28 protein-coding genes are annotated in these 26,342 nt (G+C 67.2%); 19 read left to right on the top strand and 9 right to left on the bottom strand.

Going from position 1 to position 26,342, the window contains the following annotated elements; genetic code table 11:
- Positions 1–22: 22 nt before the first annotated feature.
- Both AC0IX4_RS09345 and AC0IX4_RS09340 read left to right on the top strand, forming a co-directional pair.
- Positions 23–496 carry a copper resistance CopC family protein gene (locus AC0IX4_RS09345; protein ID WP_471828826.1) on the top strand — a complete coding sequence of 158 codons (474 nt, stop codon included), beginning with the start codon at positions 23–25 and terminating at the stop codon, positions 494–496.
- 3 nt (positions 497–499) lie between these two features.
- Positions 500–1,435: a copper resistance D family protein gene (locus AC0IX4_RS09340; protein WP_471828772.1), complete on the top strand. Its 936-nt coding sequence runs from the start codon at positions 500–502 to the stop codon at positions 1,433–1,435.
- On the opposite strand, the gene AC0IX4_RS09335 is transcribed toward AC0IX4_RS09340, so the two are convergent.
- The 3 genes from AC0IX4_RS09335 to AC0IX4_RS09325 form a co-directional block, all read right to left on the bottom strand.
- Complete coding sequence (locus AC0IX4_RS09335; protein WP_471828771.1) at positions 1,436–2,464, bottom strand: hemolysin family protein; 1,029 nt, start codon at positions 2,462–2,464, stop codon at positions 1,436–1,438.
- Positions 2,461–3,855, bottom strand: a complete 1,395-nt coding sequence (locus AC0IX4_RS09330; protein WP_471828770.1) for a hemolysin family protein — start codon at positions 3,853–3,855, stop codon at positions 2,461–2,463. Before AC0IX4_RS09330 ends, AC0IX4_RS09335 begins: the two co-directional genes overlap by 4 nt.
- Before the next feature lie 137 nt (positions 3,856–3,992).
- Positions 3,993–5,537, bottom strand: a complete 1,545-nt coding sequence (locus AC0IX4_RS09325) for a succinic semialdehyde dehydrogenase (protein ID WP_042573520.1) — start codon at positions 5,535–5,537, stop codon at positions 3,993–3,995.
- A 152-nt stretch (positions 5,538–5,689) separates the two neighbouring features.
- On the opposite strand from AC0IX4_RS09325, the gene AC0IX4_RS09320 reads away from it, so the two are divergent.
- Positions 5,690–6,481: a MerR family transcriptional regulator gene (locus AC0IX4_RS09320; protein WP_471828769.1), complete on the top strand. Its 792-nt coding sequence runs from the start codon at positions 5,690–5,692 to the stop codon at positions 6,479–6,481.
- Here AC0IX4_RS09320 and AC0IX4_RS09315 read toward each other — a convergent pair.
- Entirely contained in the window at positions 6,438–6,767 is a 330-nt protein-coding gene (locus AC0IX4_RS09315; RefSeq protein ID WP_042573519.1) for a DUF6480 family protein, read from the bottom strand. The two genes, AC0IX4_RS09320 and AC0IX4_RS09315, sit on opposite strands and share 44 nt — an antisense overlap.
- 5 nt (positions 6,768–6,772) lie before the next feature.
- Between AC0IX4_RS09315 and AC0IX4_RS09310 the strand changes: the two genes are divergently transcribed.
- Both AC0IX4_RS09310 and rraA read left to right on the top strand, forming a co-directional pair.
- Complete coding sequence (locus AC0IX4_RS09310; RefSeq protein ID WP_042573518.1) at positions 6,773–7,159, top strand: DUF5313 family protein; 387 nt, start codon at positions 6,773–6,775, stop codon at positions 7,157–7,159.
- 29 nt (positions 7,160–7,188) lie between these two features.
- The gene (gene rraA / locus AC0IX4_RS09305; RefSeq protein ID WP_042573517.1) at positions 7,189–7,683 is read left to right on the top strand and encodes a ribonuclease E activity regulator RraA; all 495 of its coding nucleotides are present in this window, start codon (positions 7,189–7,191) and stop codon (positions 7,681–7,683) included.
- Here rraA and AC0IX4_RS09300 read toward each other — a convergent pair.
- A complete protein-coding gene (locus tag AC0IX4_RS09300) occupies positions 7,674–7,901 on the bottom strand; it encodes an RNA-binding S4 domain-containing protein (RefSeq protein WP_042573516.1) in 228 nt (75 codons plus the stop codon). The two genes, rraA and AC0IX4_RS09300, sit on opposite strands and share 10 nt — an antisense overlap.
- Positions 7,898–9,400: an L-piperidine-6-carboxylate dehydrogenase gene (amaB, locus tag AC0IX4_RS09295; protein WP_042573515.1), complete on the bottom strand. Its 1,503-nt coding sequence runs from the start codon at positions 9,398–9,400 to the stop codon at positions 7,898–7,900. Before amaB ends, AC0IX4_RS09300 begins: the two co-directional genes overlap by 4 nt.
- A gap of 85 nt (positions 9,401–9,485) precedes the next feature.
- On the opposite strand from amaB, the gene lat reads away from it, so the two are divergent.
- The 3 genes from lat (at position 9,486) to AC0IX4_RS09280 (ending at position 12,560) form a co-directional block, all read left to right on the top strand.
- Positions 9,486–10,796, top strand: coding sequence for an L-lysine 6-transaminase (gene lat / locus AC0IX4_RS09290; protein WP_156148803.1), 1,311 nt, complete (start codon positions 9,486–9,488; stop codon positions 10,794–10,796).
- 45 nt (positions 10,797–10,841) lie between these two features.
- Positions 10,842–11,654: an alpha/beta fold hydrolase gene (locus AC0IX4_RS09285; protein ID WP_042573513.1), complete on the top strand. Its 813-nt coding sequence runs from the start codon at positions 10,842–10,844 to the stop codon at positions 11,652–11,654.
- Positions 11,655–11,774: 120 nt separating this feature from the next.
- Complete coding sequence (locus AC0IX4_RS09280; RefSeq protein WP_042573571.1) at positions 11,775–12,560, top strand: SDR family oxidoreductase; 786 nt, start codon at positions 11,775–11,777, stop codon at positions 12,558–12,560.
- Positions 12,561–12,569: 9 nt separating this feature from the next.
- Here AC0IX4_RS09280 and AC0IX4_RS09275 read toward each other — a convergent pair whose 3' ends face one another.
- Both AC0IX4_RS09275 and AC0IX4_RS09270 read right to left on the bottom strand, forming a co-directional pair.
- On the bottom strand, positions 12,570–13,379 hold the full coding sequence (locus AC0IX4_RS09275) for an IclR family transcriptional regulator (RefSeq protein ID WP_197074693.1): 810 nt from the start codon (positions 13,377–13,379) through the stop codon (positions 12,570–12,572).
- A gap of 48 nt (positions 13,380–13,427) precedes the next feature.
- A complete protein-coding gene (locus tag AC0IX4_RS09270) occupies positions 13,428–14,468 on the bottom strand; it encodes an NAD(P)H-dependent flavin oxidoreductase (RefSeq protein ID WP_231568604.1) in 1,041 nt (346 codons plus the stop codon).
- 355 nt (positions 14,469–14,823) lie between these two features.
- Between AC0IX4_RS09270 and AC0IX4_RS09265 the strand changes: the two genes are divergently transcribed.
- Both AC0IX4_RS09265 and AC0IX4_RS09260 read left to right on the top strand, forming a co-directional pair.
- Positions 14,824–15,888, top strand: a complete 1,065-nt coding sequence (locus AC0IX4_RS09265) for a GGDEF domain-containing protein (protein ID WP_042573511.1) — start codon at positions 14,824–14,826, stop codon at positions 15,886–15,888.
- A gap of 19 nt (positions 15,889–15,907) precedes the next feature.
- On the top strand, positions 15,908–16,189 hold the full coding sequence (locus AC0IX4_RS09260) for a hypothetical protein (RefSeq protein ID WP_042573510.1): 282 nt from the start codon (positions 15,908–15,910) through the stop codon (positions 16,187–16,189).
- Here AC0IX4_RS09260 and AC0IX4_RS09255 read toward each other — a convergent pair.
- On the bottom strand, positions 16,179–16,754 hold the full coding sequence (locus tag AC0IX4_RS09255) for a TerD family protein (RefSeq protein WP_042573509.1): 576 nt from the start codon (positions 16,752–16,754) through the stop codon (positions 16,179–16,181). The two genes, AC0IX4_RS09260 and AC0IX4_RS09255, sit on opposite strands and share 11 nt — an antisense overlap.
- A 202-nt stretch (positions 16,755–16,956) precedes the next feature.
- Here AC0IX4_RS09255 and lysX point away from each other — a divergent pair, with 202 nt between their 5' ends.
- From lysX to AC0IX4_RS09210, 9 genes are all read left to right on the top strand, one after another.
- Positions 16,957–20,250 carry a bifunctional lysylphosphatidylglycerol synthetase/lysine--tRNA ligase LysX gene (lysX, locus tag AC0IX4_RS09250; RefSeq protein WP_471828825.1) on the top strand — a complete coding sequence of 1,098 codons (3,294 nt, stop codon included), beginning with the start codon at positions 16,957–16,959 and terminating at the stop codon, positions 20,248–20,250.
- 17 nt (positions 20,251–20,267) lie between these two features.
- A complete protein-coding gene (locus AC0IX4_RS09245) occupies positions 20,268–21,146 on the top strand; it encodes an alpha/beta fold hydrolase (RefSeq protein ID WP_471828768.1) in 879 nt (292 codons plus the stop codon).
- Between the two features lie 26 nt (positions 21,147–21,172).
- Positions 21,173–22,060 (top strand): oxygenase MpaB family protein, encoded by an 888-nt coding sequence (locus tag AC0IX4_RS09240; protein WP_471828767.1) that lies wholly within the window; start codon positions 21,173–21,175, stop codon positions 22,058–22,060.
- 74 nt (positions 22,061–22,134) lie between these two features.
- Positions 22,135–22,686, top strand: coding sequence for a hypothetical protein (locus AC0IX4_RS09235; protein ID WP_471828766.1), 552 nt, complete (start codon positions 22,135–22,137; stop codon positions 22,684–22,686).
- A gap of 9 nt (positions 22,687–22,695) precedes the next feature.
- A complete protein-coding gene (locus AC0IX4_RS09230) occupies positions 22,696–23,865 on the top strand; it encodes a zinc-dependent alcohol dehydrogenase (protein ID WP_471828765.1) in 1,170 nt (389 codons plus the stop codon).
- Between the two features lie 19 nt (positions 23,866–23,884).
- Positions 23,885–24,688 carry a transglutaminase-like domain-containing protein gene (locus tag AC0IX4_RS09225; RefSeq protein ID WP_471828764.1) on the top strand — a complete coding sequence of 268 codons (804 nt, stop codon included), beginning with the start codon at positions 23,885–23,887 and terminating at the stop codon, positions 24,686–24,688.
- 1 nt (position 24,689) lies between these two features.
- Positions 24,690–25,229, top strand: coding sequence for a GNAT family N-acetyltransferase (locus tag AC0IX4_RS09220; RefSeq protein WP_471828763.1), 540 nt, complete (start codon positions 24,690–24,692; stop codon positions 25,227–25,229).
- 11 nt (positions 25,230–25,240) lie between these two features.
- Positions 25,241–25,639: an MmcQ/YjbR family DNA-binding protein gene (locus AC0IX4_RS09215; protein ID WP_471828762.1), complete on the top strand. Its 399-nt coding sequence runs from the start codon at positions 25,241–25,243 to the stop codon at positions 25,637–25,639.
- Between the two features lie 21 nt (positions 25,640–25,660).
- A complete protein-coding gene (locus tag AC0IX4_RS09210; protein WP_471828761.1) occupies positions 25,661–26,278 on the top strand; it encodes a histidine phosphatase family protein in 618 nt (205 codons plus the stop codon).
- Positions 26,279–26,342: the final 64 nt, after the last annotated feature.

Here is a 26,342-nt window from a genome sequence, read left to right as displayed (position 1 = left end):
TTGTGTCGCAGTGTTGCTCACGATGTTCGTCGCGTTGATCCTCGGAACGTCATCGGCGTCCGCGCACTCGGTCGTGGTCGGCAGTTCACCGGAGAACGAGTCGTCGGTGGATGCGGGCCCCGCGGAAGCGACCGTCACGTTCAACGAGGCGGTGCAGTCGGATTTCGCCTCGCTGACAGTGGTCGGGCCGGACGGCAACCTGTGGTCGGAAGGTGACCCTCGGGTGTCCGGTTCCACGGTCGCCATCGATGTCCGCGAGCTCGGGCCGACCGGGACGTACACGATCGCGTATCGCGTCACCTCGGCGGACGGGCACCCGGTCAGCGGTACCCGCACCTTCGAGCTGACGACGGCCGGTAACGGAACACCGGGCGCAGCAGCCGATTCCGATGCGTCCGGTGCATCGGGAGGCGGCGTTCCACTGTGGCCGTTCCTCGTCGCGGCAGCGGTGGTGTTCCTCGGCGGACTGGCGTTCGCACTGCGGAAGAAGGACTGACGGATGGCCGGGACGACTGCGCGGCCCTGGTGGCCGGCCGTGGTCGTTCCGGCCGCTCTCGGTGGGGTCCTTCTGGCATGGGTGCTCGCCGTCGACCCGGTCCTGATCGACACCGGCATCCGGAGTGTCGCCGATGTCGCGGGTGCGGTGCTGCTGGGCATCGGGCTGCTGACACTGCTCGCGCAGCATTCACGCCACGTCGACACCTCGAGAGTCTGGCGTATCGCCGCTGTCACAGCGGGATGCTGGGCGGTGTGCGAGGCAGCGTTACTGGTCTTCGGCGCCGCACGGTCGGGAGCGGTTGCTGCCACCGATCTTTCGCTCGCGATGTTCGCCGACTATCTGCAGAACATCGCCGGGGGACGGATCGGCACCGCTGTCGTGGTGGTGTCCGTGGCGATGACGATCCTGGCCATCACGACCGTCCGACTCGATCTCGACATCTCCGGCATCGTGGTCGTCGTCCCGACCTCGATAGCCCTCATCGTCCGACCGATGACGGGACACATGTCCCAACAGCCCGCCGGAGCGCTACTCGTGGCTCTCCACGTTCTCGCCGCGTCGATCTGGCTGGGGCTTCTGCTGGCGATGGCCGTCGCCCTCCGCACGCGAACGGCGTGGGCCGAACTCCTGCCGCGCTATTCGACGATCGCGCTGTGGTGCGTCGTCGTGGTGACGATCACGGGTGCCGTCGACGCGGCGGTGCGCCTGGGATCCCTCGACGCACTGACCGGAACCGATTACGGCCGACTGGTTCTCGCGAAGACTGCGCTGGTGGTCCTGCTCGTCGCTGCCGGTGGGTGGCAACGACGGACATGGGTGCGAGAGATCGGTTCACACCGAACCGATGCGGCGGTCTCGATCAGGCGAGCCGTGACCGAGACCGCCGCCATGGCAGTCGCTTTCGGAGTAGCCGCCGCACTCGCGACGACCGCGTGATCACGCGGGTTGCGGGTCCGCGCTCGGAAGCAGTCTGACCAGGACGTCCGACATCGTGATCACACCGAGGACGCGCGATCCGTCACGCACCACGGCCAGATGGTTACGGGTCTCACGCATCTCGGCCAACGCCACGTACACCGGAGTCTCTGCCGCGAGCTCGAACGCAGGTCGTACGAACTCGGCGATCGACCGTGCCGGGTCCGCTTGCAGCGTGTCCCGAACGTGCACCACGCCGGCCACGTCGCGACCGGAGTCGCCCTGTCGGCCGACGAGAATGCGGAGGTGGCCGGTCCGCAACGACGCGTCGCGCACGTCGGACACCGACGCCGTGTCGTTCACCACCGTGGGTACGGAGGTGTCGTCGACGAGGTCGGCGACGGTCAACTTCTGCAGTTCGAGTGCCCCGACGATCTGGTCGGAGTACCCCTTGTCCAGCGATCCGACGCTGACCGAGTGCGCGACGAGTTGCTCGAGCCCGTCCGGATCCTGACCCGACACCACCTGGTCGGCCGGCTCGACGCCCGCCTTGCGCAGGCACCAGTTGGCCATTCCGTTCAACGAGATAAGGATCGGCCGCGTGAACCACATGAACGCGCGCATCGGCAGTGCCAGCAGCGTCGCCGACTTCTCGGGATGGGCGATGGCCCACGACTTCGGAGCCATCTCGCCGACGACGAGGTGCAGGAACGTCACGACGATGAGGGCCAGCACGAAGCCCAGGACGTCGGATGCCCAGTAGGGCAACCCGATCGACTCGAACAGCGGCCGCAGCCAGTAGTGGACGGCCGGCTTGGTGAAGGCACCGAGAGCCAATGTGCACAGCGTGATTCCGAGTTGGGACCCGGCGAGAAGGACGGTCAGCTCGGTCGAGCTTCGCAAGGCCGCGCGAGCCGAACGCGACGTCGCCGCAGCATCTTCGAGCCGGTGACGCTTCGCGGCCAGAAGTGCGAACTCCACGGCGACGAAGAACGCGCTGGCGGCGATCAGTCCGACGGTGACCACCAGGAACACCCAGATGTTGCTCATCGTGCGGCCTCCGTCTCGGACGTCGTCGCAGCGTCGCCACTGTCGCGCTCGCCCACCTCGAGGGTGAGTTCTGACGGAACGTGATTGTCGATCTCGCGTACCTCGATGGTCAGGAACCGGCGCGGCGGTTCGGCGTCCGCGGCGAGATCGCCGTGGTCGAGCGGCAGGTCGAGCTCGATGATGTCGCCGACCTCGGGCAGTGAGCCGTGCGTGCTGATCGCGAGACCGGCGATGGTCTCGAAATCTCCTTCGGGCAGGTCGCGCCCCAACGCACGCTCGATCTCGTCGAGATGGACGTCGCCGGCCACGGTCCAGACACCGTCGTCGCCCTGCACGGGCTCGGAGCCGTCCATGTCGTCGTGCTCGTCGGTGATCTCGCCGATCAGTTCCTCCGCGAGATCCTCGAGGGTGACGACTCCGGCGAACGAGCCGTATTCGTCGATCACACAGGCCAATTGGTTCTTCGAGGCGCGCAGCTCGTCCATCGCGTCGGGAAGCATCTGACTCTCCGGCACGATCAGCGCGTCACGGGACAGCACCGATACCGCGGTGTGGCCCGGCAGGTCCGTGGCGAGGATGTCGCGAAGGTGGACCACGCCCTCGATGTCGTCGTCGACGGTCAGCACCGGGTACCGCGAGTGCTCGACGCTCATCAGCGCACGAACTTCGGCGATGGTGGAGTCGACGCGTACGACGGCCACCTTCGACCGCGGAATCATGGCGTGTCCCGCTGTGCGGGTGGGGAAGTCGAGGATGCGGTCGAGGAGCGTCGACAGTTCCTCGGGGAGGTCACCGCTGCCGCGGCTCTCGGCGACGATGTGCTCGAGGTCGCGCGGGGTGGCCGAATGCTCCACGTCGTGCACCGGTTCGATCTTCAGTGCCTTCAACAGCAGATTCGACGACGCATCGAAGATACGGATGAGCCATCCGAACAGCTTGAGGTAGATCGTCGTCGACAAGGAGAGCCATCGTGCGACGGGTTCCGGCCGAGCGATGGCGAAGTTCTTGGGGAACAGCTCACCGAAGAGCATCTGCACGAACGTCGACACGACCAGCGCCGTGATCGCTCCGACGGCGAGGCCGATTCCGCTGGGGATACCGACGCCGCCCAGAATCGTGCCGAGTGACTGCCCGATCAGCGGCTCGGCGAAGTTACCGACGAGCAGCCCGGTGACGGTGATGCCGAGCTGGGCACCGGACAGCATGAACGACGTCCGCCGGGTCACCGCGAGAGTGCGCTCGGCGACAGTGTCACCGTCCTTGGCCCGAGCTTCCAGGCGGGAGCGGTCCACCGTCATGTAGGCGAACTCTTGAGCGACGAAATAGCCTGTCGCAGCAGTGATGCCGATAACCACGACGAGGCCGAGCAGAAGTGTCAGCACTGCGCTCACGTGCCGGTCACCGCCCGTGTCGTGTCGAACACTACGTGGGGAGCCATGACCGGCCCGGGTCTGTCGCTGTCCATTCGTCCTCTGTCGCTGCGGGTGTTTCGCCCGATTCTACGGCACCCGCAGCGACAGGAACGTCACTAGCGTCCGGGGACGTACTTCAGCGCGCGGATGAAGATCGGGAGCGTCTTGGCCCAGAGCTTCGGCGGCAGACGTCGACCACCGAGGTTGATGAGCCGCGTGGTCGAGACGGTCTGGGACTCGGTGTACTTCAGGATGCCGTCCGGTCCGTGACGACGGCCGACGCCGGAGACACCCATTCCGCCCATCGGTGCGCCGGTGCTTCCCCAGGTCGGGGCGTATCCCTCGTCGACGTTGACGGTTCCCGCATGCAGACGCGCGGCGATGGCCTCGCCCTGCGACTTGGTCTTGGCCCACACGCTGGCGTTCAGGCCGTAGTCCGTCGCGTTCGCGCGGGACACGGCCTCGTCGACGTTCGCGACGGGGTAGATGGACACCAGCGGACCGAAGGTCTCGGTGCCGTAGCACTCCATGTCGTCGGTGACCCCCGTCAGGACGGTCGGCTCGTAGAAGAGCGGGCCGATGTCGGGTCGAGCCTTGCCACCCGCCACGACGGTGGCGCCCTTCACCTTGGCGTCGTCGACGTGGTTGGAGATGGCCTTGACCTGGTCCTCGGAGATGAGGCTGCCCATCTCGACACCGAACTCGTAGGTGGCGGCAAGGCTCATGCGGCGGACGCGCTCACCGAACGCGGCCGTGAACTTGTCGGCGATCGACTTCTCGACGTAGATGCGCTCGATCGAGATGCAGAGCTGGCCGGAGTTGGAGAAGCAGGCACGCACCGCGGCGTCGACCACCTCGGGGATCTTGGCGCCGGCGGCGACGATCATGGCGTTCTTGCCGCCGAGCTCGGCCGAGAACCCGATGAGACGGCGTCCGGACTGCTCCGCGAGCAGCTGCCCCGTGGCCGTGGATCCGGTGAACATCAAGTAGTCCGCGGTGTCGACGATCGCGGTGCCGACGACGGAGCCCGGGCCCGGCACGACGGCGAACAGGTCGCGGGGAAGACCGGCGCGGTAGAGCAGTTCGACGCACGCCAGAGCGCAGTAGGGGGTCTGGCTGTCCGGCTTGAGGACGACGCCGTTGCCGGCGAGCAGTGCGGGAATGGCGTCGGACACGGCCAGGGTCATCGGGTAGTTCCACGGCGAGATGATGCCGATGATGCCCTTGGGCTGGTAGTTGACCTGCGTCTTGGTGAGCACCGGCAGCATGCCCTTGACGCGCTTGCTCTTCAGCAGACCCTCGGCGACCCGGGCGTAGTGCCGTGCCGTCATGGCGATGTCGAGCACTTCCTCCTGAGCCGCGGAACGGGACTTGCCCGTCTCGGCCTGGGCGAGGTCGATCAAGGAGGCGCGGTGCTTCAGGATCAGGTCGCGGTACTTGTGGAAGATCCGGGCGCGCTCGCCGGCCGACGTGGCGGCCCACTTCTTCTGCGCGGCGCGGACCTTCTCGTTGGCGGCCAGGACGTCGTCGCGGGTGCCCACGGGAATGGTGGCCATTTCGCGTCCGGTGAAGACTTCGATGACCGGCTTGGTGTCGCGGCCAGGGGCCACCGACGCGAGTGCTGCTAAACGAGTGAAGGTGTCTGCAGTCGGCGCTGACATTCTGGGCCCCCTGGCGCGAAATGAGTGTGACGATGATTGACGGGTAGTGCCGTCGATATCGACACGGTACGCCAGTCGTGCGCGAGCTCACACCCCGTCGCGGAGAATGGAGACTTGACCCTCACGCAACGGGAGGCATCACAGTGTCCGGTGTGAACGATGCACTCACGGTCGGACAGGTCGCACGGTTGGCGAACGTCAGCGTGCGCACTCTGCACCACTACGACGCCCTGGGCCTGGTGGTTCCCGGCGGCCGGACCGAGGCGCAGTACCGCGTCTACTCGTCCGCCGACGTCGAACGGCTCTACGCCGTGCTCGCCTACCGCGAACTCGGCTTCCCGCTCGACGAGATCCGGACGCTTCTCGACGCACCCGACGCCGACGCCGTCCATCACTTGCGGCGCCAGCGCGCCGTCCTGGGCCACCGCATCGCTCACCTGACAGCCATGGCTCGCGCCGTGGACACCGTGATCGAGGAGAAGACGATGGGACGAGACTTGACGCCGGAACAGCAGCGCGCCATCTGGGGCGACGACTGGGTCGGAGAGAAGTACGAGGACGAGGCGCAGGAACGCTGGGGCGACACCGACGCCTGGGCGCAGAGCAAGGAACGCACGTCAGCCATGACCGAGACCGACTGGCGGTCGATCAAGAGCGACACCGACGCCCTCGAAGCCGACCTCGCCGCGGCCATGAGCCGCGGAGTGCTGTCGGGCAGCCCCGAGGCCGACGCGCTCGCCGAACGGCACCGCGCGTCCATCCAGCGCTTCTACGACTGCGACCACGACATGCACGTCTGCGTCGCATCCATGTACGTCTCGGACGACCGGTTCCGTAGCCACTACGAGAAACGAGCCACCGGGCTGGCCCGGTGGCTCGTGGATGTGGTGGAGGCGAACGCTAGAAAAGTCCCGCGATCCGCGCCACCAGCCCGAGAGCGATGAGGACGACGATCACGCCGATAGCGACCAGGAACACGATGGCGGGCGCCCTGGTGCGCTGCGGCGGCTCGTGGTTGGGACCGGCTGCGGACGTCGACATGGGAGGCGTGTCGCCCGGCTGCACTCCGCCGCCGGGCTCGAGGCCCGCGGTCTCCGCCGGGTCGGGGTTCTGCCCGTCGTCGTAGCCGGGAACGGGAGAGTTGTTGTCGGAAGCATCGTTCTTCGGGGTGGTCTCGCTCGGGGATTCGTCACTTCTGCGACCTGCGGTGCCGCCCTGACTGGTACTCATAGCTCATGGGTTCCCCCGACACGACACGTCCAACCGGCCTCGAGTACGTCGGTTATCAGTTCGGACGCACACTTCCCCCGTCCATGCAGGACTGGGTGAGGCGCGATCTGGTCGGGCCGGGATCCACGACGCGCTACATGGTGCGGTTCCTCGTGCCGGCCGTGCCGCTGCTCGCCCTGTTCCTGCTGATACCCGGTCCACTGTGGATCCGGCTCGCGATGATCGCGTTGCTTCTGCTCCCGTTCGTCTACTTCGCGTTCGCGCTGATGAACGTCTACCGACGGCATCGTCTGCTCAGCCACGGTCTGGACCCGGCACTGATCGGCGCGAAGGCGCAGCAACGTGTCGACGACGTGCGGGACGACTACGAACGTCGGCACGGCCGCGCCTGACGGCGGAACCCCCGCTAGCCTGTCCAGCCATGAGCACCTTCATCGCGACAGCGGACCTCGCCGACTCCATCGGACCCGACATTCGCAGCTGCGATACGCAGTTCCGTCAGCTGGGCGCGGTGTCCGAGTTCTGCGGACCCATCACCACCATCCGGTGCTTCCAGGACAACTTGCTGGTCAAGCAGACATTGTCCGAGCCGGGCAACGGCGGCGTCCTCGTCGTCGACGGTGACGCCGGCGTCCATACGGCTCTGGTGGGCGACATCATCGCCGGTCGCGGCGTCGACAACGGCTGGGCCGGCGTCATCGTCAACGGCGCGGTCCGCGATTCGGCGATCCTCCGGACTCTCGCGATCGGCATCAAGGCGCTGGGCACCAACCCCCGCAAGAGCACGCAGACCGGGTCCGGGGAGAAGAACGTCACCGTCGAATTCGGCGGCATCACCTTCGTGCCCGGCGAGTTCGTCTACAGCGATGACGACGGAGTGGTCGTCGTCTCCGAACCGCTTCCCGATCAGTCCTGAGCGCCCACCCGCGCGGACACTCCGCCGACGGTGACCACATCGTCGGCGCGGAGTTGGCGGCCTCGCCGTAGTTCGGTCTCGCCGTTCACCTCGACCAGGCCGTCGGCGATGACGGCCTTGGCTTCGGCTCCCGAGTCGATCAGGTTGGCCAGCTTCAGGAACTGACCCAACCTGATCACCTCGTCGCGGATAGGAACGACGTCGATGTTGTCGGTCACAGGAACGTCACCCCTTGTGCCAGCGGCAGCTCCGAGCTGTAGTTGACGGTGTTCGTGGCGCGCCGCATGTACGACTTCCAGGAATCGCTGCCGCTTTCCCGGCCGCCGCCCGTCTCCTTCTCCCCACCGAACGCGCCACCGATCTCCGCGCCCGACGGGCCGATGTTCACGTTCGCGATACCGCAATCGGATCCCGACGCGGACAGGAAACGCTCGGCCTCCCGGAGATCCGTCGTGAAGATCGACGACGACAACCCCTGCGGAACGTCGTTGTGGACGGCTATCGCCTCGTCCAGATCGGAGTACGTCATGACGTACATGATGGGGGCGAACGTCTCTCGACGCACCACCTCGGTCTGCGACGGCATCCGGACGATCGTCGGCTGCACATAGACACCGGCCTGCGCGCCTACCCGCTCGCCTCCGACCACGACGGTCCCGCCCTCGGCGACCGCCTGCTTCAGCGCCGCCGCGTACCCGTCGTAGGCAGCCTCGTCGATGAGCGGACCCACCAACGTCGACGCCTCCAGAGGTGACCCGATGGGCAGCGAGGCATAGGCGGCGGACAACCGCTCGACCAGGACGTCCGCGATCGACTCGTGGACGATGACGCGTCGCAACGAGGTGCACCGCTGACCGGCGGTTCCGGCTGCGGAGAACACCAGACCGCGCACCGTCAGATCGAGATCTGCGCTCGGGCAGACGATGGCGGCGTTGTTGCCGCCCAGTTCCAACAGGACGCGCCCGAACCGGGCCGCGACGCGGGGCGCCACCTCGCGGCCCATCCGCGTCGACCCGGTGGCGGAGACCAGGGCGACCCTGGCGTCGTCGACGAGCGCTTCGCCGGCGGCGCGCTCACCGATCACGAGTTGTGCGAGCAGGGGCGACACACCTGCTCGGCGGGCGGCCTCTTCGAAGATCGCCTGCACGGCGAGGGCGGTGACGGGCGTCTTCTCCGACGGCTTCCACACCACGGAGTTGCCGGTGACCAGGGCGAGGACGGTGTTCCAGGACCAGACGGCCACCGGGAAGTTGAAGGCCGTGACGACGGCGACCACTCCCAGCGGATGCCACTGTTCCATCATGCGGTGGCCGGGCCGTTCGGTGGCGATGGTGTTGCCGTACAGCTGGCGGGACAATCCGACGCCGAAGTCGCAGATGTCGATCATCTCCTGCACTTCGCCGAGTCCCTCGCTGACGATCTTGCCCGCCTCGATGGAGACCAGCTCGCCCAGCGCGGCCTTGTGTTCGCGGAGCAGTTCGCCGATCTCCCGTACGAGCCCACCTCGTACCGGCGCAGGAACCGACGACCACTGCGAGTACGCGTCGGACGCTGCGTCGACGACCGCTCCGATGTCCTCGGTGACAGGGACGTGGCCGAGGACGTCACCGGTGATCGGACTGGTCGCCGGCAGGCCGCCGTCCTGTGCGAGCGGCGCGGCACCCATCGCGGCGAGCAGCTCGGACGTGCGCGTGGACAGATCGGCGGTCGATGTCATGGCTCCATTGTCTCCGATGGTCGTTACCGGATATTTTCCGGCGTTACTGTTGTTGGACGATAATTTATCGCGTAGTTTGCCATTCATGACGCAGGTACTGCCAACTCGCCCCGACTCCGTCCACGACGTTCTGTCCCGTCACATCCTCGCGGACGGGTTCGACATGGTGCTGGATCTGGCTCGCTCGCAGGGATCGACTCTCGTCGACGAACGCACCGGCGAGCACTACCTGGACATGTTCACCTTCTTCGCCAGTAATGCCCTCGGCATGAACCACCCTGCCCTCGTCGACGACGCCGAGTTCCGGGCCGATCTCCTGACGGCTGCGCTCCACAAGCCGAGCAACTCCGACATCTACACCGAGCCGATGGCCCGGTTCGTCGATACGTTCGCGCGCGTCCTGGGCATCGCGGAGATGCCACACCTGTTCTTCGTCGAGGGCGGGGCCCTCGCGGTGGAGAACGCACTCAAGGTCGCGTTCGACTGGAAGAGCCGCCTCAACGAGTCACGCGGACTCGACCCCGCACTCGGCAGCCGGATCATGCATCTGGAGCACGCGTTCCACGGCCGCTCCGGGTACACGATGTCCCTGACCAACACCGACCCCGTCAAGGTGGCGCGGTTCCCCAAGTTCGACTGGCCGCGCATTCCGTCTCCGTACGTGCGCGACGGTACCGACATGGATGCCCTCGAGTCACTGTCCCTCGCCGCCGCTCGCACTGCCTTCGAGGCCTACCCGCACGACATCGCGGCGATCATCGTCGAACCGATCCAGGGAGAAGGCGGCGATCACCACTTCCGGCCCCGCTACCTCCGCGCACTGCAGGATCTGTGCCACGAGTTCGACGCGCTCTTCGTCGTCGACGAGGTGCAGACCGGCGCGGGTATCACCGGAACACCCTGGGCTCACCAGCAACTGGGCATCGAGCCGGACGTCCTGGCCTTCGGCAAGAAGACTCAGGTGTGCGGGATCATGGCCGGGCGCCGAGTGGATGACGTGCGGGACAACGTGTTCCGGGTCGGATCGCGCATCAACTCGACCTGGGGCGGCAGCCTGACGGACATGGTGCGGGCTCGCCGCATCCTCGAGGTCGTCGAACGTGACGGGTTGATCGCTCGCGCGGCGCAGATGGGCGAGGTCCTGCGAACTCGACTCGACGATCTCGCCGCACGGCATCCCGCGGTATCCGATGTCCGCGGCCGTGGGCTGTTCCGCGCGTTCTCCCTACCCGACGGCGCCACCCGCGACCGCGTGATCGAACGGCTGCTCGTCGACGAGCACGTCATCATGCTCGGGTGCGGATCCCGCAGTGTGCGGTTCCGTCCCGCGCTGACCGTCACCGAGGAGGCGCTCGCGGCGGCCGTGGATGCGCTGGACGCGGTGCTCGGGACATAACTGTGTGTGCACGCCGGTGACAGGCACTGACGTAGTATCCGCCGCATGACTCTGAAGTACGACGTCGCGGGCACCGGCCCCACCCTTGTCCTGGTCCACGGCGTCGTACATCGCCGCCAAGCATGGGATGCCGTTCTGCCTCTGCTGACTCCGTATCGACGCGTCGTCACCGTGGACCTGCCGGGCCACGGCGAGTCGGCACCACTGCGTGAGTCCGGTGAGAACGTTCTGGTGAGACTGCAGATCGAACTCACCGAATTCGTCCGGGAGGTCGAGGAACCGGATCAGCAGGTGCACATCGCCGGTAACTCCCTCGGCGGTTTCGTGGCACTGTGCCTCGCGGCGCAGGGAGAGGTGGCGTCCGCGACGGCGCTGTCCCCCGCCGGCTTCTTCCTGAACACCGCCGATCAGGCACGGACGATGGCGACCTTCCGCGGAATGCGCGCCATCGCCCGCACTCTCGGTGGTTCGGCGCCCACCGCGCTGAAGTCCCGTGCGGTGCGCTACCCGTCGTTGCTGCCGTTCTTCGCTCGCCCCAGCCGGGTCCCGTACGAGGCCGCCGTCGCCGACGTCGACTCCCTGACCACCAACGCCATGATCGACGCCGGAATCGACGCGCCTTTCGAATTCCCGACTCTGACAGAGCCTTTGGTGCCGGTCACGGTCGCCTGGGGTACGCGCGATCTGATCCTCCCGCGCTACCAGAGCCGCAACGTCCGACGCGTCTTCCCGCACGCGCGCATGATCTCGGTGCCCGGCGTCGGCCATGTGCCGATGACGGACAATCCCGAACTGATCGCCTCGATCCTGCTCGCGGGGAGCGAGAACGCTGCCGAGTCGAACGCCGGAGCGATCTAGGCCGACTCCATCTCTTCTCGCGGTCCTGACCGTTCTCAGACTGCGAGAACGACCCTGGACGACGATCACGGAGCAGGTGTGATCTGGGTGGGAATCATTCACCGAGTCAAGGAGGACTCCATGAGCGAGAACCCACGCGTTGCCGTCGTCACCGGAGCTGCCCGCGGAATCGGCAAGAGCATCGCCGAACGCCTCGGCCGAGACGGCCTTCACGTCGTCGTGGCGGACCTGTCCGGGTCGAAGGCCGGTATCGACGACACAGTCGAGACGATCACTGCGGCCGGAGGTATCGCGACCGGCGCAGAGGTCGACGTCGTGGACGAGTCGTCGGTCGACGCTCTGGTGCGCACCGCGGTCGACGCGGGTGGAAAGCTGGACGTCTTCGTCGCCAACGCCGGCATCGCACAGGTCGAAGAACTCTTGAAGTACGACAGCGCGGACTTCGACAAGATCTTCGACGTCAACGTCAAGGGCGTCTTCAACTCGTACCGCGCCGCCGCCAACCAGTTCATCGCACAGGGCGGAGGGGGCAAGATCATCGGCGCCGCGTCGATCGTCGCGTTCCGCCCCTTCGCGCTTCTCGGTCCTTACTCGGCGACGAAATGGGCCGTTCGCGGTCTGACTCAGGCCGCGGCCATGGAATGGGCCGAGCACGGGATCACCGTCAACGCATACGGACCCGGCATCGTCGGCACCGCGATGTGGGACTTGATCGACGAGAAGCTCGCAGCGAAGCACGGGCAGCAGAAAGGCGAAGCATTGGCAGAGAATGCCCAGTCGATCCTGCTGGGCCGGGTGTCCGTACCCGACGACGTGGCCAAGCTCGTCAGTTTCATGGCCTCCCCGGATTCCGACTACGTGACGGGTCAGACGATGCTCGTCGACGGCGGTATCCAGTTCTCCTGATGCGCAGGATCAGCCGGTACGCAGCCACCGGCTGATCTCGTTCGCGGTGGACCGTAGTGCGCGCTCGACCTCCGCCGCACGCCTACGGTCCACTTCCCGGTCGGGTGTACTGATCGCCACGGCACCGGTGACCGCCCCGGACGCGTCGTGCACGGCCACCGCCGCACATGCCGTCGACGGCACGAATTCCTGCCGCTCCCAGGCAACTCCGCGACGCGACACCTCGGCGAGATGGCGTGCGAGTTCGGTGCGATCGGTGATCGTGGTGGGGGTGAGCCGCTCGGTTCCGTGGCTGTCGAGGTATTCGGTAGCGTCCTCGAGGCTCATCGCCGCCAGCAGGATCTTCCCGAACGCCGTGGCGTGACCCGCCTCGTGGAAACCGAAGTTCATCGGGGTGATCCGGGGGTGCGCGGGGCAGTCCACCACATGCGCCACGACGACGTCGACACCGCGATACACGGCGTAATAGCTCGCAGCGCCGACCAACTCGTGCAACTTCGCGATGCGCCGGCGAACCGACGCCGGTACGCCGACCTGTCGGTGCAGACTCACACCCAGTCGATCGAGCTTGTACCCCAGCTCGAACCGCTTCGCTGCCTTGAGATGTACGAGGTACTCGCACCCGACCAGAACCTGGAGCAGCCGGTACGTCGTCGGGATGGGGAATCCGAGAGCTTCGGATACTTCCCTGGCGCTGGCGCCGCCGCGGTCTGCGACCACTTCGAGCACTGCGAGCGTCTTCTGCACCGTGGCAACCCCGGCGTTGCCGGCACGCCCGGGTCGAGAGGCGGTCGCGCCGGTCGTGATGTCGTCGAGCACCATTACATTCTCGCGTATTTCCGCCGCTGCGATAGTGAGACGGCGGAACTAGGCCGACTCCATCTCCGCGACGACGCGTGCCACGATCTCGGCGGCGGGCGCGGCGGTGACGGCGCGCCAGCCGGTTCCGGCCCACAGGTTCGGAACGTCCGCGCGGCCGGCGGCCGTCGCGGCCTTCCTGATGGGACCGGTGATGGCGTTGACGTCGGGATACCCGGCGGGTGCGGTGTCGGTGTGCGTCTGTGCGAACTCGTTCTCCAGCCCGCGGGCAGGCCGACCCGAGAATGCCCGCGTGACGACGGTGCGTCGATAGCGCCCGTCGAGCAGCGCGGCACGGTGGACGTCGGTGGTCCCGGCTTCGTCCGAGCACAGGAACGCGGTGCCCATCTGTGCCGCGACCGCCCCCAGTCCGAGGGCGGCGACCACGGCGGACCCGTCCATGATGCCGCCGGCGGCGATCAACGGGACCTCCACCGACAGCCCGACGGCGACGAGCAACGACGCCAGCGACATGGCGGGTCCGCCGCGCATCGACGAGGTGTCGTCGGTGAACACTCCGCGGTGACCTCCCGCCTCGCTGCCCTGAACGACGAGCATGTCGGCGCCGTCCTCGACGGCCATCTGCGCCTCGGCCACCGAGGTGACAGTGCCGACCATCAGGGCGCCGATGTCGTGAACTCGTCGGGTCAGCTCTGTCCCGGGACGACCGAAGGTGACGGACACGGCCGCCGGCCGGTGCGCGCAGACGACGTCCACGACATCGTCGATGTCGTCGGCGCCGGGCGTGGCCGGGCCTGGCTCGACACCCAGTTCGGCGGCAAGCGCGGTCAAGGACTGGCGGTACGCCTCCATCTCGTCCGCCACGGCGATGTGCGCTGACGGAAGAAACAGGTTGATTCCGTACGGCGCGGACGTCAGGGTCTCGAGCTCGGTGAGCCGCTCGTCGAGCTGCTCGGGGGTCAGCAGAGCGCCGGCGAGGAACCCCAGTCCGCCGGCGTTGCTGACGGCAGCGGCGAGAGCCGGAGTCGACGGACCACCCGCCATGGGCGCGAGGACGACGGGCAGGCGTGCGGGAAACGACGCGGTCACCCGCCGATCGTAGTGGCCGGACCACGCGGGATTCCAGGGTGCGAATCCGAGCATGTACCGGTTAACGCCCACACAAACAAACTGCACGTACACTGGAGTCGCACATAACACTGCCCGTACCGTCATCACGGCGTCGAAAGTGTGCACACACCGCGTCGGGGGCCGCACGAGAGACTCGAAGGAGTCCAGCTTCATGCCTCATCCGACCCACCGTCCTCGGACGCCCCTTCCTCGGGCGTACCGGGAGCAGCGAGTGCAGGGTCGTCACAGTGGCTCCCGCGGGCGACGGACATCGACGCGATCGACTCTCACGCACCGTCCGAGGGACAGTGCCCTCCGGGTCGTCCACCGCTGGTTGACCACCCCGCACGATTTCGACTGGATCTTCACGCACCACTCGACCCGGCCGATTCACGGAATGATTCGCGGCGTGTTCGCCGCGGCAGTGGTCCTGAACATCACCGTGTCCATGCTGATGCTGTTCTCCCCGAACGGTCCGTCCGGCACGTGGCAGGTTGCCTGGGTTCTCTTCGTGCTGGTGCTGCAGATCGCCGTGATCGTCTGGGCTCTGACGGGACCCGTTCCGGACACGAAACTGCAGTTCTTGGCATTCCTCGTCTTCGGAGACGTGGGCATCACGTCGGTCATCCTTCTCGACACCCCGACATCGGCCCTGATCGGCTCGTTCCTGTTCGCGATCAACGGCGCGCTGTGCACGTTCTTCCTCAGTCCGCGAGTCCTGGTCGCCCACATCGCCTTCACCAACTCGGTGATCATCCTGATCGGCGCGATGGCGTACTACCAGGGTCTGTGGGGGCCGTACGACGCCATCGCCGCCGTTCTGGTGGCGGCCGGCGCGTCGAGCGGCGTCTCGATCTTCGCGTCCATCGCGTGGTCGTTGGTCTCCACCGATGCGAAGGCGTCGGACATCGATTCGCTGACCGGAGTGGCGAACCGTCGAGGGCTGCAGAACTCCGTGGAGGACCTGTGGCTCTCCGCGATCGATCGATCCGTTCCGCTCGTCGTCGTCATGGTCGACATCGACCGTTTCAAGAGCGTCAACGACAGATTCGGGCACGAGCAGGGTGATTCCGTCATCGTGCTGTTCGCCGCGCGTCTCGCCGACCTGTTCTCCGACCACGGGGTCGTCGCCCGGACCGGCGGTGAGGAATTCGTGGCGGTGATGACCGACGCCGCGGGCAACCTCGAGTCCGTAGTCGCCCGGATCAACGACGCCGTGCACGATCGGGAGGATCCGATTCCGGTGACGGCCAGTGTGGGCGTCGCCGTCCTGACCCCGGACTCACCGTTGTGGCAGAGCGGTCCCTCGGCCATCGAACGCGCCACCCGTGGTGCCGACTCGATGATGTACCGAGCCAAAGCAGCAGGTGGCCACCGCCTGCTGTCCACGTATTTGTGATGAAGGGCCGACGCTCCGCATGAACCAGATCTTCCACTCGCTCGTGGTGCTGAACGCGCTGTTCGCCGCGTCCGCGTGGTGCCTTGCGCGCCCCAACGCGCTGTCGGTCGTCGCACTGCTCACCGCGTCGGTGGCCGAGGTGTTCTTGAACGGCCCGCTCGAGGGGCGGGTATTGGTCGTGTTCACCCGCTACCACGGCATCACCGAGTCCGACCTGCTGGCGGTCGTCGGTGTGGCCATCGCCGCGGCCGGCCTCGTCCGCATGAAGCGAAGGGCCGACCGCGAGAAGGTCAGACGGTGATGCCGAAGTCCCGTGCGATTCCCGCGAGACCCGAGGCGTAACCCTGGCCGACTGCGCGGAACTTCCACTCGGCGCCGTTGCGGTACAGCTCGCCGAAGACCATCGCGGTCTCGGTCGAGGCGTCCTCGGTGAGGTCGTAGCGGGCCAACTCGGTGCCGTTCGACTTGTCGATGACGCGGATGTACGCGCCGCGCACCTGGCCGAAGGACTGCGAGCGCGCATCCGCCTCGTAGATGGAGACGGGGAACGTCACGATGTCCACGGTGGACGGCACGGCGGCCAGGTCGACGTCGATGACCTCGTCGTCGCCGTCGCCCTCACCGGTCTTGTTGTCACCGGTGTGCTGGATGGAGCCGTCGGGCGTCTTCAGGTTGTTGAAGAAGACGAAGTACTCGTTACCCGGAGCCTTCTTGTCCGGTCCCAGGGCGATCGCACTGGCGTCGAGGTCGAAGTCGGTTCCCGTGGTGGTCCGCAGATCCCACCCCAGACCGACGGACACGGCCGTCAGGTTCGGTGCTGCCTTGGTGAGTGAGACATTGCCGCCCTTGGTCAAGCTGACGCCCATGGTGATGAATCCCTTCGTCGTTTTCGACCGATAAGTCCTGTTGGACCGGTGCTGTCCCGCCAACGAACCCGACGGCGATCCGGTTCCCCCGGGCGACGTCACCGGAACAAGCACGCGCCGTGGGGCAAGTCGTTGCATAGTTGTCTTCGCACGCCGCGCTGTAGGAGGAGCTCACATGTCCACGACCCAGACGGCATCCCCGCTGTCCGACGCGACGCGGGTCGCCAAGGCGGACCGACGCTCTCGCCACAAGGGCCGGTTCCGCAACGTTCCGCACCACGTGGGTCTGGCACTGGGCATCTACGCGACGATCGTCCTGCTGTGGAGTCTGTCGCCGGCACTACGCGCCCTCGTGCGTGTGCCGCGGGAGTGGATCGACGCCTACGTCATCGATGCGCCGGACACGAGCCTGTCGTTCGGACTGGTGCTGGCACTGGTCGCCGCCGCCCTCTCCACGCGCAAGCGGATCGCCTGGTGGATCGCGGTGCTGTACGGAACGGCGTCCGCGGTCGTCAACGTCCTGACCCTCGTCGACGACGTCCGCAGCGCAGGGTCGTGGATCGGGCTGGCCCTGCAGGTGGCGGTCGTCGCGTTGCTGATCGCAGCACGCCCGGAGTTCGACACCAAGGTTCGACGGGGTGCCGGCTGGAAGGCGATCGGCGTGCTCGCCGTGGGTCTGGTGATCGGAATCCTCATCGGATGGGCGCTGCTCGAAGCCTTTCCCGGCAGCCTCCCCCGCGGAGAGACGTTCCTCTGGTCACTGAACAGAGTGGCCGGCCTCGCTCTGGTGGACAACGAGCAGTTCAGCGGGCGGCCTCACGGTTTCCTGAACTTCCTCCTCGGCCTCTTCGCCTTCCTCGCTCTCGCAGCGGCCGTGGTGACGCTGTTCAGGTCGCAGCGGGCAACCAACGCGCTGACAGGCACCGACGAGTCCGCATTGCGCGGGCTCATCGCTCGATCGGCGAACGACGACTCGTTGGCCTACTTCGCGACGCGTCGTGACAAGGCGGTCGTGTTCGCCCCCAACGGACGAGCGGCGATCACCTACCGCGTCGAAGTGGGCGTCTGCCTGGCCAGTGGTGACCCCATCGGGCACCAGGAAGCATGGCCGCACGCGATCGAGGCATGGCTCGAGATGTCGTCGCAGTACGGATGGGCCCCGGCGGTGATGGGGGCGAGCGAGACCGGTGCCGCGGCGTTCCGGAGAGCCGGTCTGACCGTCCTCGAGCTCGGTGACGAAGCGATTCTCCAGACGCGGTCCTTCGCCCTGAACGGGCCGGAGATGCGGCCCGTCCGCCAGGCGGTCAATCGCGCGAAAGGCAAAGGCGTCACGGTACGGATCCGACGGCACCGGGACATCCCCGACGAGGAGTGGCCGGCCATCGTCGAGCGGGCCGACGAGTGGCGCGACACCGAGACCGAGCGCGGGTTTTCGATGGCTCTCGGTCGCCTGGGCGATCCGCTCGACGGTGACTGCCTCCTCGTCGAAGCGGTGCTGGACGAGAACCGGGTCGTCGGCACCCTGTCCCTGGTGCCCTGGGGGAGCAACGGAGCATCGTTGGATCTGATGCGCCGAGATCCGCACTCGCCGAACGGCACCGTCGAGCTGATGGTGTCCGAACTGGCGGCGCGCTCCGACACGGTGGGGATCACCAAGGTCTCGCTGAACTTCGCGGTCTTCCGGTCCGTCTTCGAGGCCGGTGGCAGGATCGGCGCGGGACCCGTTCTGCGCCTGTGGCGTTCGACGTTGGTGTTCTTCTCCCGATGGTGGCAGCTCGAGGCCCTCTACCGATCGAACCTGAAGTACCAGCCCGAGTGGGTGCCCCGGTACCTCTGCTTCGAGGACAACCGCGACCTGCCCAAGGTGGGCACGGCGTCGGCCATCGCGGAAGGATTCCTGACTCTGCCGGGCCTGGGTGCGAAGGCACACACCGGAACCCGCGAGGCAGTTCCGGCCGCACTGCTCGAGGCGGGCTCGCTGCACGCGGACGGAAGTGAGCCCGACGACGTCGCCACCGTCGATCGCGCCGGACCCCGACGTCCCGAGCAGGTGCGCGTCAGGTTGGCCAAGCTGGACCGGCTCTCCCGCAGCGGTGTCGACGCGTATCCCACCGCACACCCACCGACCCACACGATCGTCGACGCGTCCCGGTCACCCGAGGGGACGACGGTGCGGATCGCGGGAAGATTGCTGCGGGTGCGGGACTACGGCGGCGTCGTGTTCGGCCTGGTCCGCGACTGGAGCGGTGACCTGCAGATCTTGCTCGACCGCGAGCGTGTCGGGCGAGATCGCCTGACGCAGTTCGCCTCCGACTTCGATCTGGGTGACCTGATCTCCTGCACCGGCGTGGTCGGACGCAGCCGCAACGGCGCCTTGGCTCTGCTGGTCGCCGACTGGCGGATGAACGCGAAGTCGCTGCATCCGTTGCCCGACAAGTACCGCGGCCTGACCGATCCCGAATCGCGGGTCCGCCAGCGGTACGTCGACATGGAGATCAACCCTCGCGCGCGCGAGTTGATGCGCGCCCGCAGTGCCGTCGTGAAGTCGCTTCGTGACACCCTCGGCGAGCGCGGCTTCATGGAGGTGGAAACACCTGTGCTGCAACAGATCCACGGCGGGGCGAATGCTGCTCCGTTCCTCACCCACATCAATGCCTACAACCTCGACCTGTATCTCCGCATCGCGCCCGAGCTGTATCTCAAGCGACTGTGTGTGGGCGGTATGGAGAAGGTGTTCGAGATCGGTCGGGTGTTCCGCAACGAGGGCGCGGACTTCAAGCACAATCCCGAGTTCACGATCCTCGAGGCCTACGAGGCGCACAGCGATTACGAAGAAGCAATGGTGTTGTGCCGTCAGCTCATTCAGCGAGCTGCTACCGCGGCCTACGGCCGCGAGGTCATCTATCGCCCGGCCGAGGACGGAACGATGACCGAGATCGACATCTCGGGCGAGTGGCCGGTGAAGACCATGCACGGCGCGGTGGCCGAGAAGATCGGAGAAGACGTCGGACCCGAGACGTCCCTCGAGGAGCTCCAGCGGCTCTGCGACCTCCACGACGTTCCGTATCAGTCGACGTGGGACAAGGGGGCGGTCGCCCAGGAGATGTACGAACACCTCGTCGAGGACTTCACCGAGTTCCCGACGTTCTACACCAACTTCCCCACGTCGATGTCGCCCCTCACCCGTCCGCACCGCAGCATCGACGGTGTCGCCGAGAAGTGGGATCTCGTAGCGTGGGGTGTCGAGCTCGGAACCGCGTACAGCGAGCTGACCGACCCCGTCGATCAGCGAGCCCGGTTGACCGAGCAGTCGATGCTCGCATCGGGCGGTGACCCCGAAGCCATGGAACTCGACGAAGATTTCCTCCAGGCTCTCGAACACGGGATGCCGCCGACGGGCGGTCTGGGAATGGGTGTGGACCGCGTCGTCATGCTCATCACCGGCGGCAGCATCCGGGAGACGTTGGCGTTTCCGCTCGCCAAACCCCGTACGTGAACGCTGGAATGTTTCACATGAAACCGAGCCATCGACGGTTCGTCGACGTCCTCGGGACGTCGGTACACGTAGTCCTGGCGGGGCCGGAGGAGTCCGATCACCCGCCCGTGATCCTGTGCGGCGGCCTGGCGTCCACGTGGCACGACTGGATCGACGTCTCCGCTCTGCTGACCGACGCCGGCCGTCGAAGCATCGTCATCGACCGACCCGGGTTCGGTGAGAGCGAGCCCCTTCCCGCCGGTCGCGTACCCACCGTCGACGAGGAAGCCCGACGCATCGAGGCGGTGCTCGACGCGCTCGGCATCGACGATCCGGTCGTCCTGGTCGGCCACTCGATGGCCGGGTTCTACGTCGAAGCATTCGCCCGCCTGTGCCCTGAGCGGACGGCAGGCTTGGTGCTCCTCGATGCCAGCGTCGAGAAGCGGCCGGGGGCTCTCGTTCCTCCTGCTGTCCGGATCCCGATCGCTCGTGCGCTGGCGCGGGTGGCCTCGGCGATCGGCGTGCAGTGGCTGTTGGCCGACGCGGTCAGGCACGTGCTGACGCAGGCGATCCCGCCCGACGGCTATGCGCCCGAGAGGATCGACGACCTGCGTCGCATCTATCGCCGACCGTCCTACCTGACAGCGGCGACCGTCGAGTACGCCGTCTACGTCGACCTGGCGATCGAGCTGAATCGTCTTCGCCGTCGGACGCCGATGCCGGCAGTTCCTGTCGTCGTCGCCGCGGCGCACACCGGACGCCGGACGCCGTGGGGAGCGCAGTGGCTCCGCCGCCAGCAGCGACTGGCCCGCTACCTCGGCGGCCGCTTCGCCGTGGTGTCGCCGTCGCACCACCACGCCATGATCGATCAGCCTCGGCGAGTCGCGGCGCTGGTGAGAACTGTCTCCGTCGGCTGATCGCCGCGCGAGCGCACACTGGGGAGATGAACCCTCTCAGTTCCGTCCAGCAGCGCGTCGGCGAGACCATCTTCGCTCGCATCGCGGGCGACGAGGGCCCGGCACGACGCGACCGCATCCACCTCTCCACCGGGCCCCGGCGCTACGGCCCGGACTCCGCGGTGCATCACGTGCACAGCGACGCGTCGATGTTCGTCGGCGGCATGCGCGCTCTCCTGCTGCAGTCATTGCACCCTCTCGCGATGGCGGCGGTCGACCAACACTCGGGGTACCGCGGCGACCCCTGGGGACGGCTGCAGCGCACCAGCACCTTCCTCGCCGAAACCACGTTCGGCACCATCGAGGACGCCGACCGAGCCATCCGCATCGTCAACGCGGTGCACAAACGCATAACCGGCACCGCGCCGGACGGTCGTCCCTACGCGGCGTCGGATCCCCACCTGATCCGCTGGGTCCACGTCGCCGAGATCGACAGCTTCCTCCGTGCGCACGACCGCTACGGCGCGCACCCACTCGACGCTGCCGGCCGTGATGCGTACGTGCGAGAGACCGCCTGGGTCGCGAGGGGGCTCGGAGCGGTCGACGTTCCGGAGACGGTGGCCGAACTGGAAGAGATGCTGGCCCTCTACCGGCCGGAACTGAAGGGCACCGCCGCGGCACGCAGCACCGCTCGCTTCATCCTGCTCAACCCGCCGATTCCGCTCGCGGTACGGCCGGCCTACGGGCTCCTGTCCACGGTGGCGGTGTCGATGATGCCCTGGTGGACGCGACTTCCTCTCCGGCTCCCCTACCTGCCGCTCACCGAGGCGACGGCAGTGCGTGCCAGCGGAATGGCCGTCACGACGGCGATCCGGTGGGCACTCGGATCCGTACCGCCGCCCCAGCACGACGAGGGTGCTCGACAGGCGAGCTGAACCCGATCGCCCGGCGGCTGTTTCCGGGGACGATCGCCGGGTATGCGGGGCTCACGCAGACCCGAGGAGTGCACGTGAGCATCGTCGATACAGCGCGGAACGCAGTGAAGGCGGCGGCCGAGACCGCCCTGAGCAGCCAGGCCGTCCAGAAGGTCACCGGTCGCGGCCAGACGGAGCCCGCAGGGCCGGTGACGCTGACGATCGCGGTCGACATCCCTACGGCTCGCGGGTTGTGGCTGGACACCGAGCGGTTGTCGTCCGTGCTCGGTGACGTCGCCACGGTCTCTCCTGGTGAGGGCGACGTCGTGGTGTGGACACTCGACGGTGCGTCGGACGACGGTGGGTCCGGTAACGACCCGAGCGTCGACACCACCCGCTCCGAGGACGGGAACACCGTGCGCTTCGCCCGAGCAGACGGAGGCACCGACCTCGCCGTCGTTCGGTTCGCCGAAGCCCCCCTCGACCTGGGCACCGAGGTGACGCTGGATCTGGCCCTCCCCGTAGTTCCCGACGTCGCTGCACGGGTCGCGGCCTTCAAGGTGCTCTATCGAGCCCGAGCCCTGCTGCAGACCGGCGAGATACCCACGCTGGTTCCCACCCCGGCCGCCCGACCGGGCGAGAAGTAGGAGACCGACGTGCGCGCACTCTGCTGGACCGGTGTGAACCAACTGTCCGTCGAGACGGTCGACGATCCTGTGATCGTCAATCCGCACGACGCCATCATCGAGGTGTCGGTCACCACGACCTGCGGGTCGGACCTGCATTTCCTCAGCGGCTACCTGCCCGGCATGCGGGAGGGTGACGTCATCGGCCACGAGTTCATGGGCCGGGTCGTCGAGGTCGGGGCCGAGGTGTCGGCCACGAGCGTCGGCACGCGGGTGGTGGTGCCGTCCTTCATCGCGTGCAACAACTGCTGGTACTGCGACCACGAGCAGTACTCGCTCTGCGACACCACCAACCCGAATGCCGATCTGCAGAGACCGCTGCTGGGGTATCCCACCGGCGGCATCTACGGCTACACGCATCCGTTCGGTGGCTATCAGGGGTCGCACGCGCAGTACATCCGCGTGCCGTTCGCCGACCAGAACTGCTTCACGGTTCCCGACGGGGTGACCGACGAGCAGGCACTGTTCGCCTCCGACGCCATCCCGACCGGCTACATGGGTGCGGACTTCTGCTCGATCACGGGCGGCGAGACCGTCGCCGTGTGGGGTGCGGGCGGGGTCGGACTCATGGCTGCGCGCAGCGCCCAGTTGATGGGTGCGGGCCGCGTCATCGTCGTCGACCGGATCCCGGAACGCCTCGCCATGGCGCGTGAGGAGTTCGGTGCCGACACCGTCGACTACTCCGCTACGGACAGCGTCACCGACGAGATCCGGGAGATGACCGGCGGTCGCGGACCCGACGCAGTGATCGAGGCGGTCGGGATGGAAGGCCACGGCACGGGCGTCGGGCAGGTGTACGACAAGGCCAAGCAGGCGTTGCGGCTCGAGTCGGACCGAGCGACCGCCCTCCGTGAGGCCATCCGAACAGTGCGGAAAGGCGGCATCGTCTCGGTGCTCGGCGTCTACGGCGTCACCGACAAGTTCCCGATGGGTCTGGTCATGAACAAAGGCCTCACGCTGCGCTCCGCTCAGCAGCACGGACAGCGATACGTTCCTACCCTGCTCGATCACATGCAGTCCGGCGAACTGGACCCGACGTTCCTGATCACGCACGATATGTCCCTGGAGGAATCGCCCGCCGGGTACGCGATTTTCAAGGAGAAGAAGGACAACTGCGTCCGCGCGATCTTCCGCCCGTGATCAATGGCATCATTCGATCGTGACGCGCGACGTATCGGCATTTCTCGACGTACAGATCGTCGACCCCAGCAACCTCGAGTTCCAGATCGCCGTGGCCGAACTTCCGGGCGCGACGGTCACCGAATCACTGTCGTTCCGACTCGACGGACGTGACATCGCACCGACGGTGATCCGCACCGAGACCGGCGGGCGCATCCACCGATTCGATTGCGACCGTGGAACTCTCATTGTCGACTACCGCGCCAGGATCGAGGGTGACGCCGATCCTGTACCGGTCGTCGAACGGGACCTGTCGATGTACCTGCGTCCCAGTCGCTACAGCGAGTCGGACAAGTTCCTGGGATTCGCGGCCACCGAATTCGGTAAGTACACCTCCGACGCGGACGTACTCGAACGCGTGTCCGCGTGGGTCGGTCGTCGTCTGAGCTATGTCCCCGGCAGCAGCGACCCCATCGACGGCGCCACCGACACCCTCCTCGCCGGAAGTGGTGTCTGCCGCGACTACACACACCTCGTCGTGGCTCTGCTTCGTGCGATGACCGTGCCCGCCAGGCTCGTCGCGGTGTACGCGCCCGGATGCGATCCGATGGACTTCCACGCCGTCGCCGAGGCGTACGTCGACGGGGCGTGGCGCGTGGTCGACGCCACCCGGTTGGCTCCCCGCCAGAGCCTGGTCCGCATCGCGACCGGCCGCGACGCCGCCGACACGGCCTTCCTCGACAACCACGACGGCTACATCCTGTTGAACCGGATGCAGGTCATGGCCACGGTCGACGGGAAGCTGCCGTACGACGACGTGACCGAACTCGTGTCCATGCGCTGACATGCCGACGTTCCGGCGAGTCACCGAGGACGACTTTCCGCTGCTCGCGCAGTGGCTGTCCCGTCCCCACGTGGCGCGCTGGTGGAACCACGAGTTCACCGCCGAGGCGGTCGCCCGCGACTTCGGGGCGTCGGCGCGGGGTGAGGAACCGTCCGAGGACTTCCTCGCCCTCGAGGACGGCGCCGCGTTCGGCCTGCTGCAGCGCGCTCGCTGGCACGACTACCCCGAGTACGTCACCGAACTGGCGCCCTACTGGCCCGTGCCCGTGGAGGCCGTCACCGTCGACTACTTGATCGGCGAGCCGCAGATGGTCGGGCACGGTCTCGGAACTCGCATGCTCGCGGCGTTCACCGCCGACACGTGGCGGCGGTACCCGGCCGCGACGTGCATCGTCGTTCCGGTGGCGGCCGGAAACGTCGCCTCGTGGCGGGCGCTGGAGAAGGCCGGTTTCCGACGCGTCGCCGACGCCCACCTGACCCCGGACAACCCGATCGACCCCACCGACCACGTCGTGATGTCGATCGACCGCCCGAGCGCCTAGTCTTCTCGGTCATGGCGCATCCGGTGCGATTCGACGACGGTGATCCCCTGCTGAGTCGAGTGCGCGAGCTGGCCCTCCGGCTACCGGGTGCCGGCGAGAAGGTGTCTCACGGACGCCCGAACTTCCACACCGTCAAGGTCTTCGCGATCTACGGGGCCACCGTGAAGGGCGAGCACCGGTCCACTCGCTGGGACCGGTCGCTGCAGATCCTTCCCGACGCCGACGAGCGAGCCGCCCTCCTCGGGGACGAGCGATTCTTCGAGCCGGCCTACACCGCTACCGGCGGGTGGGTGGGCCTCGACCTCACGATCGGCCGACCGGACTGGGACGAGGTCGCCGAGCTGCTGGACATGTCGTATCGGAGGACAGCGCCGAAGCGCCTGGTGGCAGAACTGGACAGTCGTGACTGAACTCGTGCGACAGTGTCCGGTGTGCAACTGCTGCTGATCCGCCATGCTCTCCCCGTGCGTTCCGACGCCGATGCCGACCCGTCGCTCGCACCCCTCGGCCGGGAGCAGGCGGCCGCGGTGCCGCAGGGGTTGCTGCACTATCCGGTAGCCCGCATCGTCAGCAGCCCGCAGCTGCGGGCGCGGCAGACCGCCGAACCACTGGCTGCGCACACCGGCCTGCCCGTGGACGTGTTCGACGGGCTCGCGGAGTACGACCGCGACTTCCCCGGCTACCTCCCCATCGAGGAGGCACGTGAAGCGTTCCCCGACGAGTTCGCGCGCATCAAGGCCGGACACCTCCCCAGCGCGGTCGACGCGGACGCCTTCGCCGAGAGGGTGCTGGCCGACATCGCCACCGTCGCGGACGACGCCGATCACGACGACACGGTCGCCGCGTTCGCCCACGGCGGTGTGATCAACATCTACCTGCACCACCTGCTGGGCACGCAGATGCCGTTGACCTTCCCGATCGACTACTGCTCGGTGACCCGAATCCTGTTCTCCCGCAGCGGAAGGCGTACGGTAGCGTCGATCAACGAAACGGCGCACGTGTGGGATCTGCTCCCCCGGCACCGCGGCAAATCCTCACCGACTTCTTAATCGGCCAGGTCACGGGTAGTACGGATACGTCGATCGCCTCGCACACGGTGTCGACCACCGTCGT

It is taken from the genome of Rhodococcus sp. AC861 (assembly GCF_979256035.1).
This window is presented reverse-complemented; position numbering and strand designations above follow the sequence as displayed.